This is a genomic window from Halobacterium yunchengense, from assembly GCF_037031165.1.
Classification (GTDB): Archaea; Halobacteriota; Halobacteria; order Halobacteriales; family Halobacteriaceae; genus Halobacterium; species Halobacterium yunchengense.
The window spans coordinates 238024-252005 of record NZ_JAYEZL010000003.1; the positions used below are offsets into that span (position 1 = coordinate 238024).

13 protein-coding genes are annotated in these 13982 nt (G+C 72.6%); 4 read left to right on the plus strand and 9 right to left on the minus strand.

Annotation, left to right across the window (positions count from 1 at the left end):
• Window positions 1-16: 16 nt before the first annotated feature.
• Together U5911_RS10280 and U5911_RS10285 are read right to left on the minus strand one after the other, a co-directional pair.
• The gene (locus U5911_RS10280; RefSeq protein WP_336036947.1) at window positions 17-2098 is read right to left on the minus strand and encodes a GAF domain-containing sensor histidine kinase; all 2082 of its coding nucleotides are present in this window, start codon (window positions 2096-2098) and stop codon (window positions 17-19) included.
• A gap of 4 nt (window positions 2099-2102) precedes the next feature.
• Window positions 2103-2687 carry a response regulator gene (locus U5911_RS10285; RefSeq protein ID WP_336036948.1) on the minus strand — a complete coding sequence of 195 codons (585 nt, stop codon included), beginning with the start codon at window positions 2685-2687 and terminating at the stop codon, window positions 2103-2105.
• A gap of 366 nt (window positions 2688-3053) precedes the next feature.
• Between U5911_RS10285 and U5911_RS10290 the strand changes: the two genes are divergently transcribed.
• Window positions 3054-4031 (plus strand): transcription initiation factor IIB, encoded by a 978-nt coding sequence (locus U5911_RS10290; RefSeq protein WP_336036949.1) that lies wholly within the window; start codon window positions 3054-3056, stop codon window positions 4029-4031.
• A gap of 91 nt (window positions 4032-4122) precedes the next feature.
• Here the strand turns inward: U5911_RS10290 and U5911_RS10295 are convergent, their stop codons facing one another.
• Window positions 4123-4680 carry a DUF1684 domain-containing protein gene (locus U5911_RS10295; protein WP_336036950.1) on the minus strand — a complete coding sequence of 186 codons (558 nt, stop codon included), beginning with the start codon at window positions 4678-4680 and terminating at the stop codon, window positions 4123-4125.
• 88 nt (window positions 4681-4768) lie between these two features.
• Between U5911_RS10295 and rtcA the strand changes: the two genes are divergently transcribed.
• A complete protein-coding gene (gene rtcA / locus U5911_RS10300) occupies window positions 4769-5776 on the plus strand; it encodes an RNA 3'-terminal phosphate cyclase (protein WP_336036951.1) in 1008 nt (335 codons plus the stop codon).
• A gap of 36 nt (window positions 5777-5812) precedes the next feature.
• Here the strand turns inward: rtcA and U5911_RS10305 are convergent, their stop codons facing one another.
• Together U5911_RS10305 and U5911_RS10310 are read right to left on the minus strand one after the other, a co-directional pair.
• Window positions 5813-6256, minus strand: a complete 444-nt coding sequence (locus U5911_RS10305; protein ID WP_336036952.1) for an NUDIX domain-containing protein — start codon at window positions 6254-6256, stop codon at window positions 5813-5815.
• Between the two features lie 39 nt (window positions 6257-6295).
• On the minus strand, window positions 6296-6772 hold the full coding sequence (locus U5911_RS10310; protein ID WP_336036953.1) for a carotenoid biosynthesis protein: 477 nt from the start codon (window positions 6770-6772) through the stop codon (window positions 6296-6298).
• A gap of 80 nt (window positions 6773-6852) precedes the next feature.
• Between U5911_RS10310 and U5911_RS10315 the strand changes: the two genes are divergently transcribed.
• A complete protein-coding gene (locus tag U5911_RS10315; RefSeq protein ID WP_336036954.1) occupies window positions 6853-7260 on the plus strand; it encodes a hypothetical protein in 408 nt (135 codons plus the stop codon).
• Here the strand turns inward: U5911_RS10315 and U5911_RS10320 are convergent.
• The 4 genes from U5911_RS10320 to U5911_RS10335 form a co-directional block, all read right to left on the minus strand.
• Window positions 7257-8027, minus strand: a complete 771-nt coding sequence (locus U5911_RS10320) for an ABC transporter permease (protein WP_336036955.1) — start codon at window positions 8025-8027, stop codon at window positions 7257-7259. The two genes, U5911_RS10315 and U5911_RS10320, sit on opposite strands and share 4 nt — an antisense overlap.
• Window positions 8024-9031: an ABC transporter ATP-binding protein gene (locus U5911_RS10325; RefSeq protein ID WP_336036956.1), complete on the minus strand. Its 1008-nt coding sequence runs from the start codon at window positions 9029-9031 to the stop codon at window positions 8024-8026. Before U5911_RS10325 ends, U5911_RS10320 begins: the two co-directional genes overlap by 4 nt.
• 215 nt (window positions 9032-9246) lie before the next feature.
• Entirely contained in the window at window positions 9247-11928 is a 2682-nt protein-coding gene (ppc, locus tag U5911_RS10330) for a phosphoenolpyruvate carboxylase (RefSeq protein WP_336036957.1), read from the minus strand.
• Window positions 11929-12012: 84 nt separating this feature from the next.
• On the minus strand, window positions 12013-12954 hold the full coding sequence (locus U5911_RS10335) for a hypothetical protein (protein WP_336036958.1): 942 nt from the start codon (window positions 12952-12954) through the stop codon (window positions 12013-12015).
• Between the two features lie 90 nt (window positions 12955-13044).
• Between U5911_RS10335 and U5911_RS10340 the strand changes: the two genes are divergently transcribed.
• Entirely contained in the window at window positions 13045-13971 is a 927-nt protein-coding gene (locus U5911_RS10340; RefSeq protein WP_336036959.1) for a ketopantoate reductase family protein, read from the plus strand.
• The last annotated feature ends 11 nt before the right edge of the window (window positions 13972-13982 follow it).

The following is a 13982-nucleotide window of genomic DNA, read 5'->3' on the forward strand; positions in this document are numbered from 1 at the left end:
CGGCGGCAGCGACCGGCTAGGTGAGCCGACAGCCGGTGACCGCGAACGCCGCGCCGTCCCCGGGAACGTCGTCGGGCGGCGCCGCGAGCGCCTCGACCGCCCAGCCGTGGGCCTCCGCGATGCTCTCCACGATCGCGAGCCCGAAGCCCGTGCCGTCCTCGGTCGATGACACGCCGCGCTCGAACACCTCGTCGGTGCGGTCGGCCGGGAGGCCCGGGCCGTCGTCCGCCACCACGAACCCGTCCGCTCGGGCCGTGACCGTGACGGCGACGTCGCTGCCGGCGTGCTCGACGGCGTTCCGGAAGAGGTTCTCGAAGAGTTCGCGGAGGCGCGTGCGGTCGGCCTCGACCGTCACGTCCGCCTCGACGGACAGCGTCGCCTCGGGGGCCGCCACGGACCGCCACGCGGCCGCCGCGACGTCGTCCAGCGGGACCGGCGTCGTCTCGTCGACGAGCCGCCCCTGGCGCGCCAGCCGCAGGATGTCCTCCACGAGGGTCTCCATGCGGTCGAGCGCGTCCGCAGCGCGGTCCAGGTGGTCCGGCTCGCCGGTCTCCCGTGCGAGGTCGACGCTGCCGCGCGCGACGTTGATGGGGCTGCGGAGGTCGTGGCTGACGACGCTCGCGAACTCCTCGAGGCGCTCGTTCTGGCGCTGGAGGTCCCGCTCGCGCTCCTTCCGTTCGGTGATGTCCCGGATGGAGCCCAGCACCCCGACGCCGCCGCCGTACGCGATGCTCGTCGCGGAGAACTCGCAGCTCCGCACGTCGCCGTCCGGCCGGCGGATGCGGCCCTCGAAGGTCTCCTGGCGGCCCGCCTCGGCGGTGAGCTCGCCCACGACGCGGCGGAACTTCGGCCGGTCCTCGGCGTGGACGAACTCCCAGACGTCGGCGTCGAGGAGCGCCGCGCGGTCCCGGTCGAAGAGCTCGGTCGCGCGCTCGTTCACGAACGCGAACTCGCCGTCGCGGAAGATGGTGACCGCGTCGTGGCTCTGCTCGACGAGCGTGCGGTACTTCCGCTCGCTCTCCCGGAGCGCCGCCTCCGAGCGCAGCCGCCCGAGCGTCGCGGAGACGTGCGCCATCAGCAGTTCGACGAGTTCCGCGTCCGCGGCGGAGAACGCCGCCGTCGGCTCCGCGCCCGCCTGGAAGACGCCGACGCCCTCGATGGGGACGCTCAGCACGGACCGGTAGTCGGGGTTCGCGGGGGCGGCGTCCGGGTGCTCGGCGACGTCGTCGACGACCATCGTCCGGTTGTCCTGGTAGGTCCGCCCGGCGACCCCCTCGGTCACCTCGATGGTCTTGGAGTCGCCGGCGTCGAGGTTCGTCGACGTCGCGACCGGGACGAAGTAGCCGTCCTCGACGACGTCGATGCCGCAGACGTCGAACTCGAGGATGTTCTCCGCGGCGTCGATGGCGAGGTGGTAGACGCTGCGCTCGTCCTCGCAGCCGACCATCGCCGCCGCGACGCTGTGCAGCTTCTCGAACTGCCGGCGCTCGCGCCGGACGGTGTCCCGGAGGTCGTCGCGCTCGCGTTCGGCCTCGCGCGCGGCGAGCGCGTGCCCGACGAGGGTCCCCGCCGCAGCGAGGAGGTCCCGCGTCCCCTCGTCGTCGACGCGTGCGGTCGGACCGAACGCGAGCGTCCCGTAGTAGTCGTCGCCGGCGACGACCGGGACGGTGACCGCGAAGCCGTCCTCGCGGCTGATGCAGGTCACCTGTCGGTCGGCCGGCGCGACGAGGTCCGCCTCGCCGCTCGCGTCGACGCTCACGCCCTCGTCCGCGTCGACGTCGGTCGACTGGTCCCCGTCACCCTGTAGGGCGGCGTCGCCGACGGTCGACGCGGAGGAACGATCTCCCCCTGGGCGGGTCTCGCTGCCGGTCGCGGCCGCAGCGGCGCTGCGGTACGTCGGCACGACGTCGTCGGTGGGCGGCGGCTCCGCGCCCGGCCGGCTCGCTGCGACGGCGGTCCCGTCGCTGCCGGAGAAACACGCGAACTCGTAGCCGTCGTCGACGACCGCCGCGCAGACCGCCTCGCGGACCGCCTGTACGCCGTCGGCGCGCTCGGTCGCCGCGGACACCGCCCCGACGAGGGAGTCGCCGCTGACCATCGCCTCAGTCGCTGCCCTGGGACCGACCCTGGAGGTCGCGGAACGCGACCTCGAAGTCGTCGTGCCCGAACCCCTCGGTCGTCGAGTCGATGCGGTCGCGGAGCTCGGCGATGCGGTCGTCGAGGTCCGCGAGCTGGCCGTCGAGGTCGACGTTCCCCGCGTCGGCCTCGGCCTCGAGGAGCGCGCGCTTGGAGCTGAGCGCGTACAGCTCCTGGAGGTGGTCGTCGTAGGAGGCGCGGTCGAGGAGGGTGTCGACGACGTCACGGAGTTCGTCCTGGTCGACCGGCTTGACGAGGTACTCGTCGAACCCGAGTTCGACGACGTCGACGCTCGGGCGGACGCCCGTGACCATCGCGACGCGGCAGTTGTACTCCGCGCGCCGGATGCGGTCCAGGACCTCCTCCCCGGAGAGGCCGGGCATCCGGCGGTCGAGCAGGACGACGTCGACGTCCGATCCGAGGGTGTCCAGTGCGGTCTCGCCGTCGGTGGCGGTGTCGACGTCGTAGTGCTCCGACAGCCACGCGGCGTACACGTCCGTGAGCGCCTCGTCGTCGTCGACCACGAGCACGCGTGCCCCTTCGTCGGTCATGGGAGTGGTTGCGTCCGCGGAACATCGACTACCAGCCAAGTTAAAGGTTTCTCCGCTGAGGTGTCGGCGTTCAATTTTACCGGCGGCGGCCGTTCATTCTGTCCGCGGCCCGGCGGCGGAATCCGGAGCCCGGCGAGCAAAACCATTATATTCCTTTCGCTGTCCTCCGGTTATCCCGGTCGGATCCTTAGGAGAACCCAAAACCCGCCAATACCACGGGCTCGTACCAGTATCAGTGCGGTATAGAGTGTGCTAGAAGTGCGCACAACTGCGAAACGTTTAAGTATCTGTCGCTGTTAGGATTGGTTAGAACGAGTCGGGCCGACGAGCGTTCCGTACCTCCCTCGCCCGACGTTTGTACCCACCATGAGTGACACCAGGCTCCGGACGTACTCCGGACAGCGACAGCAGACGGAGACCGAGACCGACGCAGAGACAGAGACCGACGAGAAGCTCACCTGCCCCGAGTGCGGCGGCCGCGTCGTCAACGACGAGGAGCACGGCGAGACGGTCTGCACGGACTGCGGGCTCGTCGTCGAGGAGGACGGCATAGACCGCGGCCCCGAGTGGCGCGCCTTCGACTCCAAGGAGAAAGACCAGAAGAGCCGCGTCGGCGCCCCCACCACCAACATGATGCACGACAAGGGGCTGTCGACGAACATCGGCTGGCAGGACAAGGACGCCTACGGCAACAGCCTCTCGTCGAACCAGCGCCAGAAGATGCAGCGGCTCCGCAAGTGGAACGAGCGCTTCCGCACCCGCAACAGCAAGGAGCGCAACCTCAAGCAGGCCCTCGGCGAGATCGAGCGGATGTCCTCGGCGCTCGGCCTCCCCAAGGAGGTCCGCGAGACCGCGTCGGTCATCTACCGCCGCGCCCTCAGCGAGGACCTCCTGCCCGGCCGCTCCATCGAGGGCGTCGCGACGAGCGCGCTGTACGCGGCCGCCCGCCAGATGGGGACGCCGCGGTCCATCGACGAGGTCGCGAACGTCAGCCGCATCGACGCGATGGAGTTCAAGCGCACGTACCGCTACATCGTCCGCGAGCTCGGCCTCGAGGTCGCGCCCGCCGACCCCGCCAGCTACGTGCCGCGGTTCGCGTCCGAGCTCGACCTCCCGGACGAGGTCGAGCGCCGCGCGCGCGAACTCCTCGACAACGCCAAGGAGGACGGCGTCACGAGCGGCAAGAGCCCGGTCGGCCTCGCCGCCGCCGCCATCTACGCCGCCAGCCTCCTCACCAACCACAAGGTGACCCAGAGCGAGGTCAGCGACGTCACGGACGTCAGCGAGGTCACCATCCGGAACCGCTACCAGGAGCTCCTGGAAGCCACCGAGGTCGCGGCGTAACGCGGCCGCCCGTCGCTGCCGGAGTCACCGACTGGCGCATCGCCTTTCCCGACCGCGACGCCGCGTAGCCGACGGCACGTCCGTCGTCGGCCTACTCGCGGACGCGCTCGCCCGCTCGCACGGGGACGTCGACGTGGTTCTCGGCCGGCGGGAGCACACACGAGAACGTGTCGCTGTACGCGCAGAAGGGGTTGTACGCGAGGTTGCAGTCGACGACGACGTCGTCGCCCGTCTCGGCGTCCGCCGGCACGTCGACGTCGAGGTAGCGGCCGCGCTCGTAGGTCTCCTCGCCGTTCGTCTCGTCGGTGAACGGCACGAACAGGCTGTCCTCGCCCTCCACGCGGAACGCGGCGAGCGTGTGGTGGTCGCCGCCGAGCGGGAAGCCGAGCACGGCGACGCGCTCGTACTCCGCGGGCGGCCCCCGCGTCGTCTCCAGTTTCACGGTCTCCGGGGACTGCGCGCGGCTGAACCGCGCGACCACGCGGTACTCGGGGTCGAGGTCGTAGTACGCGAGGCCCTCGAAGTCCTCGCGGTCGCCGGGCGGGATCGGCGACTGGGGGTGGTCCGCGAGGAACTCGTCTTTCTCGCGGCGGTGGCCGGCGAGTCGCTCCCGCCACGTCGCCTCGTCGAAGTCCGCCTCGGGCGCCATGCCTGCGCGTCTGACCGCCATCCTCGTAACTGTGACGGCTCGCCGCGGTGACGAATCGCTTTTCCCCCGTGGGGGCCTCGTACCAGGTATGAACATTCTCGACGGGGGCGACGGCGGCGGCCAACTGGTCCGCACCGCGCTCTCACTCTCCGCGGTCACAGGCGAACCGTTCCGGATGCGGCACGTCAGACGGGCCCGCGCGAACCCCGGCCTCCAGGCCCAGCACTGCGCGGCCATCGAGGCCGTCGCGGCGGCCTGCGACGCAGCGACGACGGGCGTCGAGGTCGGCTCCGAGTCGTTCACGTTCGAGCCCGGCGAGGCCGACGTCGAGGACGACGAGCGCGTGCTCGGCGGCAGCGTCGCCGTCGAGGTCGGCACCGCGGGCAGCGTCCCGCTCGTGTTCGACGCGCTGCTCCCGGTCGCCGTCGCGCTGGAGGAGGCGTTCACCGCGCGCCTGGAGGGCGGCACCGACGCGAAGTGGGCGCCGCCGTTCGACTACTTCCGGCACGTCAAACTCCCCCTGCTGCGAGCCCACGGCCTCGAGGCCGACGCGACCCTGGACCGCCGCGGCTTCTACCCGCGCGGCGGCGGCGAGGCGACGCTCACCGTCGAGCCCTCGACGCTGGCGTCCGTCGAACTCACCGAGCGCGGGGACCGCGAGTCCCTGACCGCGTACTCGGTCGCCGAGGAGTCGATGGCCGACGACGAGGAGGCCGAACGCCAGGCCGACGCCGCGCCCGAGGCGGCGGACGTCCGGACGTCCTACGAGCCGGCCGACTGCACGGGGTCGGCGTTCGTGCTCGCCGCTGAGTACGAGCACAGCCGCGCCGGCTTCGCGGCGCTCGGCGAGATGGGCAGAGAGCCCGAGGCGGTCGGCGCGGACGCGGTCGAGCGCTTCGAGGCGTTCGAGGACGGCGACGCCGCGGTGGACGAGTACCTCGCCGACCAGCTGCTGCCGTACGTCGCGCTCGCGGGCGGCGAGATCCGCGCGCCGGCCGTGACGACCCACGTCGAGACGTGCGTCTCGCTGCTCGAGGACTTCGGGTACGACGTGGCGGTCGAGCCGGACGGCGACACGGTCCTGCTGTCGGCCTGACGGCGGTCGCTCCCGCCTGCGGCGACGCGTCGACGCCTACAGCTCTGGGTGCAGTCCGTCCGCGGCCCGCGCCTCGTAGAACAGTGCCGTCGTGGGATGCAGCGGCGCCGGTGGGTCGTCGACCGGGAACCAGTCGAGGCGGTCGCGCTTCCCGGGTTCGCGGTCGGTGTCCGGCGTGCCGTCCGCGGGACCGGCGAGCGCGACGACCGTCCACGTCGTGCCGGTGTCGTAGTGGCTCTCGTGGTCGAAGACGCCGACGACGCGCTCGGGGTGGAACTCGAGGCCGGTCTCCTCGCGGACCTCGCGTCTGGCGGCGTCGACCGTCGACTCCGCTGCGGTCTTCCCGCCGGCGAGCAGTCCCCAGTAGCGTTCTGAATCCTCGTCGGCGGTGCGGCGCTCGAAGAGGACCGAGCCGGCTCGCTCGACGAGCGCGAGCACGCCGACCCGCACGTCCGTCCCTTCGCTGACAGGGGAGGGCATCGTTCGCGGGTGTCCGAGCGAGGCCGGTAGGTGTTTCGGTTACAGCGCGAGCGTCCCGAACGCGGCGGTCGTGGCGCTGATGAGCAGCCAGCCGGCGTAGTTCCACCACGGCACCGCGCCGTGGCGCGGTCCGGGCAGGTCGTCGGTGTACGTCCAGCGGCCGTCCGCGACGCCCCGGTTGTCCGAGAGGACGTCGTAGCCGGTGGCGAGAACGGCGGTGAGCGCGACGGCCGGCCAGTCCGTCGTGACGAGCAGCGCGACGCGGAACGCCACGTACAGCGTTCCCACCCACGCGAGCAGGACGTACAGCGGGACGCCGAGCGCCTTCGGGCCGACGTGGTGTTCGAGCCAGCCGAGGTTGACGACGACGGCTTCCGCGACGAACGCGACGGCGGCGCCGCCCGCGAAGAACGCGAGGACGGCCGCCGGCGGCCACGTGAGCGCGGCGTGGGCGAGCGCGAGGACGCCGAGGCCGGCCGCGGACGCGGCGAACGCGCGGTGACTGACGGTCGGCACGTTCGGTGCACTCGCGCACACCACGAAAAATCCCGGCGGTCCGGAGTAGGTTTTTGCTGGTGCTCGTCGTAGGTGTCAGTATGCTCGAGCGACTGTTCGCTGCCGTCGGCGTCGCGGAGATCCTCTTCCCGGAAGCGGTCGTCGAGTTCGGCGAGCGGCTCGCCGCGGCGGACGCGGGTGCGCTCGAACGGAAGCCCTGGGTGGTGGCCGCCGCGCGCGCCGAGGGCGTCCTCTGGCTGTTCTTCGCGTGGCGCTCCGAGCGCGCGTTCTCGGCGTTCAAGCTGTTCCTCGGCGCCGTCGGCGCGGCGCTGGCGCTCGCGCCGCGGCGGTTCGTCGACTGGTCGACGGCGCTCGGGTACGAGAACCCCGAGGACGTCGAGTGGCGGTCGTGGACGTACCCGCTGACGCGCGCCGTCGGCGTGCTGTACGCGCTCGTCGGCCTGCGCGAGTGGCGGCGGCGGTGCTCGCGGACCGGGGGCCGGCCCTAGTCGGTGAGGCCGTAGCCGCGCCGGAACAGCCAGACGTCGAACGCCACGACGACCGCGGTGAGGGCCGCCAGCACGACGAGCGCGGTGTCGGGCTCGATGTCGGAGACGCCGATGACCCCGTACCGGACGCCGTTGACCATGTACACCATCGGGTTGAGGTAGCTGACGGTGAGCGCGGCGCCGGCGAGCGCGTCCAGGCTGTAGAAGACGCCGCCGAAGAACACGAGCGGCCGGAGGATGAACTGGTTCAGGACGGTGAGGTGGTCGAAGTCCTCGGCGACGAGGCCGCCGACGACGCCGAACGCGGCGAACAGCGTGGTGATGACCGCGAGGAACGCGACCGCGTAGAAGGGGTTCGCGGGCCAGCGGACGGGCGTGAACGCGGCGCCGATGGCGCCGATGAGCAACCCGATGAGGACGCCGCGGAGCGCCGAGGAGACGACGTACGCGACCACCATCTCCCAGTACGCCAGCGGGCTGGTGACGGCCTCGTGGATGTACTCGTTCCAGCGGCCGTGGAAGATGGAGAAGGAGGCGTTCTCGAAGGCGTTCGACACGGCGCCGAGGGTCACGAGCCCGGGGAGGATGAACTGGATGTAGGGGACGCCGCCGACCTCGCTGATGCGCTCGCCGAGGATGACGCCGAACACGCTGAAGTAGAGGACGTTCGTGACGAACGGCGGCAGGAACGTGTTGTACGGCCGTCGCACGAACCGCAGGATCTCGCGGTGCGTGAGCGCGCGCAGGCCGCGGGACGCGAGGCTCACGGCGACACCTCCTGTTCGCCGCGCTCGCGGTCGTCCGCGGTCTCGCCGTCGGCGTCGACGTCGCCGGCGCTGCCGTCGCTCGCGGCGCCGCCCGTGCGCGTGACGTCGACGAAGACGTCCTCGAGGCTGGTGCGGGAGACGTCGACGTCGCGGACGCGGTGGCCGGCCGACTCCAGCTGGCGGACGGCGACCGGGACGGCCTCGCTGCCGTTGCGCGCGCGCAGCGTGACCGTCCGGCCGTCGACTGTCACGTCGCCGACGCCGTCCGCGGCGACCTCGGGCGTCCCGGCGGGCGGCGCGTCGAGCGTCAGCGAGACGGTGTCGGTGCCGCGCTCGGTGAGCTCGTCCGGCGTGGCGACGGTGACCTTGCGACCGGAGTCGATGATGGCGACCTCGTCGCAGAGGCGTTCGGCCTCCTCGATGTAGTGCGTGGTGAGGAGGACGGTGGTGCCGTCGTCGTTGAGGCCGCGGATGACGTCCCAGAGGTCGTGGCGGAGCTCCACGTCGACGCCCGCGGTGGGTTCGTCGAGGATGAGGAGGTCGGGGTCGGTGACCATCGCTCGCGCGAGCATGAACCGCCGCTTCATGCCGCCGGAGAGCCAGTCGAAGCGCGTCTCCGCTTTCCCGTCGAGGCCGACCGTCTCCAGGGCCGCCGCGGCGCGGCGTTCGGCTTCGTCCCGGGGGACGCCGTGGTAGCCGGCCTTGTGGAGGAGGACTTCCCGGATGGGGAAGAACCGGTCGACGTTGAACTCCTGGGGCGCGAGACCGATGGCGTCCCTGGCTTCCCGGTAGTCGTCCTCGACGTCGTGTCCGAACACCTCGGCGGTCCCGCTGGTCTTCCGCACGAGGCCGACGAGCGTCTCGATGAACGTCGTCTTCCCCGCGCCGTTCGGCCCGAGCAGCCCGAAGAACGAGCCCTCGGGGACGGACAGCGAGAGCCCGTCGAGCGCCCGGACGTCCCCGTACTCCTTCACGAGGTCGTCGGTGCGGATGGCTGGCGGCATCTACTCGCCGGAAGACGGTTCGCGCGGTTAAGGACACGGAAGTCGGCGGAACTGCCGGACAGTCGGAGCGTGCCCCGTGACGCCGACGGCCCTCAGCCGGTGTTCTGCATGCCGGCGGCGACGCCACCGGCCCTCAGCCGGTGTTCTGCACGTCGCCCCCGACGCCGACGGCCCTCAGCCGGTGTTCTGCACGTCGCCCCCGACGCCGACGGCCCTCAGCCGGTGTTCTGCATGCCGGCGGCGACGCCCATCACCGAGAGGCGGAGCGCGCGCTCGGCGGTCTCGCTGCGGTGGTTCCGGGACAGCAGCTCCACCTGCACGAGGTTCAGGGGGTCGACGTAGGGGTTGCGGCGGTCGAGGCTGTCCCGCAGCCACTCGCGGTCGACGAGGTCCGCGCGGTCCGTCACGGACAGGACCTCGTCGACGGCGCGCTCGTACTCGTCGTCGATGCGGGGCTGGAAGCGCTCGCGGAGGTCCTCGGGCGCGAGCGCGGCGTACTCGGCGGCGATCTCGGGCTCGCTGCGCGCGAGCGCGAGCGCGGCGTTGTCGACGGTCGTCCGGAAGAACGGCCACTCCTCGTACATCTCGCGGAGGAGGGCGTCGTCGTCGAGGGCGGCCAGTCCGGCGCCGAGACCGTACCAGCCCGGGAGGATGCAACGCGTCTGCGTCCACGAGAACACCCAGGGGATGGCGCGCAGGTCCTCGACCTCCCGCTCGCCGGACCGGGACGCTGGCCGGGACCCGAGGTTGAGGTTCTCCACCACCTCGATGGGCGTGACCGCCTCGAAGTAGGAGACGAATCCCTCCGTCTCGAGGAGGTCGCGGTAGGCCGCCCGCGCGGTCTCGGCCATCGTCTCCATCGCGGCCTCCCAGTCGTCGGGCAGCGAGGGGTCGGTCTCGGAGACGGCGGCGTGCCGGGAGCGCAGTTGCGCGTTCAGCATCTGCTCGAGTTCGCGCTCCGCGACCCTGGGGTTGCCGTAGGTCTCCGCGATGGACTCGCCCTGCTGGGTGAACTTCACGTCCCCGGTGACGGTCTCTTTCGGGAGCGCGAGCAGCGCCTCGTTCATGGGGCCGCCGCCGCGCGAGATGGAGCCGCCGCGGCCGTGGAAGAACCGGACGTCCACGCCGTGGTCCTCGCAGATGGCGGCGAGCGTGCGCTGGGCGCGGTCGAGCTGCCAGTTCGCGGCGAGGAAGCCGTTCTCCTTGTTGGAGTCCGAGTAGCCGAGCATCACCTCCTGCGTGCCATCCCGGGCGTCGACGAGCGCGCCGTACGCGTCGTTCTCGAACAGCGTGCCGAGGATGTCGCGGGCGTTCGAGAGCGCCGACCGCGTCTCCAGCAGCGGGACGACGTCGACGCCGGCGTGCTCGGGGAGCGCGACGACGCCGGCCTGGTCGGCGAGGAAGACGACCTCGAGGACGTGGCTCGGCTGCTCGGTCATGCTGATGCAGTACGCGTCGATGGCCTCGGGGCCGTACTCGCGGTGCCAGTCGGCGAGCGCGTCGAACCGGTCGAGGACGCGCGCCGCCTCGTCGCCGACGTCTCCGGTGTCCGCGAGGTCCAGCACGGGCTCGTCCTGGAGGGCCGCCTCGGTGAGGAAGTCGACGCGTTCGGCCTCGTCCATGCCGGCGTAGTCGACGCCCTGGGCGGCGAGCGCCTCGGCGACGGCGTGGGTGTGCTTCTCTCGGTGGTCGCGGAGGTCGAGGGCGGCGAGGTGGAGGCCGAACGTCTCGACGCGCCGAGCGAGCGGCGCGACGTGCTCGTCGGCGACGCGGTCGAGGCCGGCGTCGCGGACGGCGGCGAGGAGGTCGCGGACGTCCGAGGTGAGTTCCGCGGCGTCCTCGTAGCCGCCGGGGCGGACGTCGGTGACGCGGTCGACGCGCTCGCGGACGACGGCGACCGCCTGCCGGAACGGCTCGCCCGGGTAGCGGCCGACCGCGGACTCGACGACGCGCGGGGACTCCTCGCGGGCGGCCGCGAGCACGTCCGCGATGGCGTCGTCGGGGACGCGGTCGTCGGCCGTGGAGAGGACGCCCGCGAGGTCGTCGAGGTCGTCGACGTACCGCTCGCAGACGAGCCGCCGCTGGCGGTCGAGGACGCGCTCGGTGGTCTCCGTGGTGACGAAGGGGTTGCCGTCGCGGTCCGAGCCCGCCCAGGACCGGAACTCGAGGACGGTCGGGACGTCCGGCGGGTCGTCGTAGTGGTCGGCGAGCGCGTCCTCGAGTTCGTCGTAGACCTCGGGGACGACGTCGTAGACGGCGTTCGCGAGGTACCACTGGACGTCCCGGGCCTCGTCGAACGGCGTGGGCTGGCGGTCGCGGACGCGCCGGGTCGTCCACAGCGCCTCGACGATGGCCTCGATGCGCGCCCAGTGGCGGCGCCGCTCGCTCGGCGTGAGCCGGCGCTCGTCCAGTTCCTCGAGCAGCGCCCGGACGCGGTTCAGGTGGGCTTTGACGGTCTTGCGGCGCGCCTCCGTCGGGTGGGCGGTGAACGTCGGGACGACGCGGACGTCCTCGAGGACGCCGGCGACGTCCGCGGCTGACGCGCCGTCCGCGGCGAGCGATTCGACGGCCGCGGCGACGCTGTCGGCGAGGTCGTCGGCGGCGTCGCCGCGGCGCACCGCCCGGACGCGCTCGCGCTCCTCCGCGAGGTTGACGAGTTCGAAGTAGCCGGTGAACGCCCGCGCGAGGTCCTCGCAGCCCGCGGCGTCGGCGTCCGCGACCACCTCGCGGAGGGCGGTGCGGTCCTCGCTGTCGCCGCGCCGGTAGTCGATCGCGGCGGTGCGCGCGGCTTCCACTGCGTCGTAGGCGGCGGCGTGCTCGTGCGCGCGAACGGCGTCCCCGAGCCGCTGGCCGAGTTCGCGGACGTCGTCGCGCACGCTCCGTCCGTGCAACTCCATAGCACGCTAGTCGGTGGCAAGCCGCTTGAACCTCGGGGGAAGCCCTAGAAATTGCCACTCGGAAGCGAGTGACTATCTCCTGAATCAGGCGGCCGGGACGGGGTCGTCCGGCCCCGACTCGGGCGCGACGGAGGCGTTCGTCGCGTAGGTCACGCGGTCGTCCACCGCGGAGACGGCCACGTCGGCCCGGTAGATCGCCGGCGTCGACCGCGGCGAGGCGTCGGCGTACGCGTCCTCGTAGGTGCCGCCCGGGAGGGCGGCGAGCAGCGCCGGGCGCGGCCGGTCGACCACGAACACGTACCGCCCCTCGGCGTTCCCGCCGTGTTCGACGGCGAGGTCGTAGCTCGGAGTCACGCCCTCGGCGTACGTCCAGTTCTCGACGCTCGTGCCGTTCACCGTCCCCTCTGTCAGGTCCAGCGAGACGGTGTCGGCGCCGTGCGTGTGTGCCGCGACCTGGCTGCCGTTCCGACTGACGGTCACGTCGGTGGCGCCGCCGTCCGCCGCGACGCGCACCGACCACGACGCCGTCCCGTCCGCGACGGTGAACGTCAACGGGTCCGTCGACGACGTCGGCGTCGCGACCACGTGGAACCGCCGCGTCCCGTCAGCGCCGGTCGCGGCGGTCCAGTCGCCGTCGCCGGCGGCGTTGGTGAACGCGCGCCGGTCGGACTGCAGGACGCGCGTGCCGTTCTCGACGCCCGCCACGGACGCTTCGGTGACGTGGCCGCCCGCCGCGGCGAGCACCGACGCGTTCTCGTCCCACGTCGCGACGTCCGCCTCGAGCGCCGCGCCCAGGGTCCCGTAGTCCGTGTGGTTCTCGCGGTTCGACGCCGCGACGAGGCCGCCGACCGCGGACTCGGCGCCGCGCTCGTACCCGAGCACGTCGTCGGTCTGGCCGTGGTTGCGCGTCGCGAGGTTCTCCGTGTACACGACCGCGTTCAGCACGAGCGCGAGCACGACGAACGCGACCGCCAGCCCCAGCGCCGCCACGAGCAGCAGTTGGCCGCGGCCGTCGCGTCGGTCCATGTCTCGCGCAGTGGCGGGGCGGCTACAAAAGACTGCCGCGGCCGCCGCCGAACCCCGGACGCTTTGGCGCCGCTGTCCGTAGGCGCGACCATGCACGTGGTCGTCCTCGGCGCGGGTGCCATCGGGTCGCTGGTGGCGGGGTCGCTCGCGGCGGCCGACGAGGGCGCCGCCGCCGGCGCGTCGGTGACGCTGCTCGGCCGCGACGGCGAACACGAGCGCCGCGTCCGCGAGCGCGGACTGCGGTTCGAACGCCCCGACGGCAGCGAGACGACCGTCGACGTGGCCGCGACGAGCGACCGGGCCGCCGCGGCGCGCGCGGACCTGCTCGTGGTGTGCGTGAAGAGCTACGACACCGCCGAGGCGCTCGCGGGGGTCGCGCCGCACCTCGACGACGCGGAGGTGCTGACGCTCCAGAACGGGCTCGGCAACGCCGAGACGGTCGCCGAGCGCGTGCCCGACGAGCGCGTCGTCGTCGGGACGACCAGCCACGGCGCGGTGCTGGAGGGGCCGGGCCACCTCCGGCACGCCGGGCGCGGCGACACGACCGTCGGTCGGTGGTTCGCGGCGAACGACGACCGCGTCCGCGAGACGGCGGCGCTGCTCTCGGCCGCCGGCATCGAGACCGCGGTCACGGACGACCCCGAACGCGCCGTCTGGGCGAAGGTGCTGGTGAACCTCGGGGTCAACGCGCCGACGGCGCTGGCGCGCGTCCGGAACGGCGCGCTGGTCGACGAGCCGGCCGGCCGGCGACTGCTGGAGGGCGCGGTCGCGGAGGGCGTCGCAGTCGCCGAGGTCTGCGGCGTCGACGCGCCCGAGGACGCCGTCGAGCGGACGAGGACGGTGGCGCGCCGGACCGCGACGAACCGCTCGTCGATGCGCCAGGACCTCGAGGCTGGCGGCCGGACGGAGGTCGAGGCGCTGTACGGCGAGGTCGCGCGGCGCGCCGCCGCGCACGACGTCGACGCGCCGGTCACGCGGACGCTCGCGGACCTGCTGCGACTCGCCGAGTCCGAGTGACCAGCGTCGCC

Excerpts from the sequence above, each read along its gene's own strand:
- ppc (WP_336036957.1), bottom strand. The coding sequence starts at position 11,928 with ATGGAGTTGCACGGACGGAGCGTGCGCGACGACGTCCGCGAACTCGGC.
- U5911_RS10315 (WP_336036954.1), top strand. The coding sequence starts at position 6,853 with ATGCTCGAGCGACTGTTCGCTGCCGTCGGCGTCGCGGAGATCCTCTTC.
- U5911_RS10285 (WP_336036948.1), bottom strand. The coding sequence starts at position 2,687 with ATGACCGACGAAGGGGCACGCGTGCTCGTGGTCGACGACGACGAGGCG.
- U5911_RS10305 (WP_336036952.1), bottom strand. The coding sequence starts at position 6,256 with ATGCCCTCCCCTGTCAGCGAAGGGACGGACGTGCGGGTCGGCGTGCTC.
- U5911_RS10335 (WP_336036958.1), bottom strand. The coding sequence starts at position 12,954 with ATGGACCGACGCGACGGCCGCGGCCAACTGCTGCTCGTGGCGGCGCTG.
- U5911_RS10290 (WP_336036949.1), top strand. The coding sequence starts at position 3,054 with ATGAGTGACACCAGGCTCCGGACGTACTCCGGACAGCGACAGCAGACG.
- U5911_RS10280 (WP_336036947.1), bottom strand. The coding sequence starts at position 2,098 with ATGGTCAGCGGCGACTCCCTCGTCGGGGCGGTGTCCGCGGCGACCGAG.
- rtcA (WP_336036951.1), top strand. The coding sequence starts at position 4,769 with ATGAACATTCTCGACGGGGGCGACGGCGGCGGCCAACTGGTCCGCACC.
- U5911_RS10340 (WP_336036959.1), top strand. The coding sequence starts at position 13,045 with ATGCACGTGGTCGTCCTCGGCGCGGGTGCCATCGGGTCGCTGGTGGCG.
- U5911_RS10295 (WP_336036950.1), bottom strand. The coding sequence starts at position 4,680 with ATGGCGCCCGAGGCGGACTTCGACGAGGCGACGTGGCGGGAGCGACTC.
- U5911_RS10325 (WP_336036956.1), bottom strand. The coding sequence starts at position 9,031 with ATGCCGCCAGCCATCCGCACCGACGACCTCGTGAAGGAGTACGGGGAC.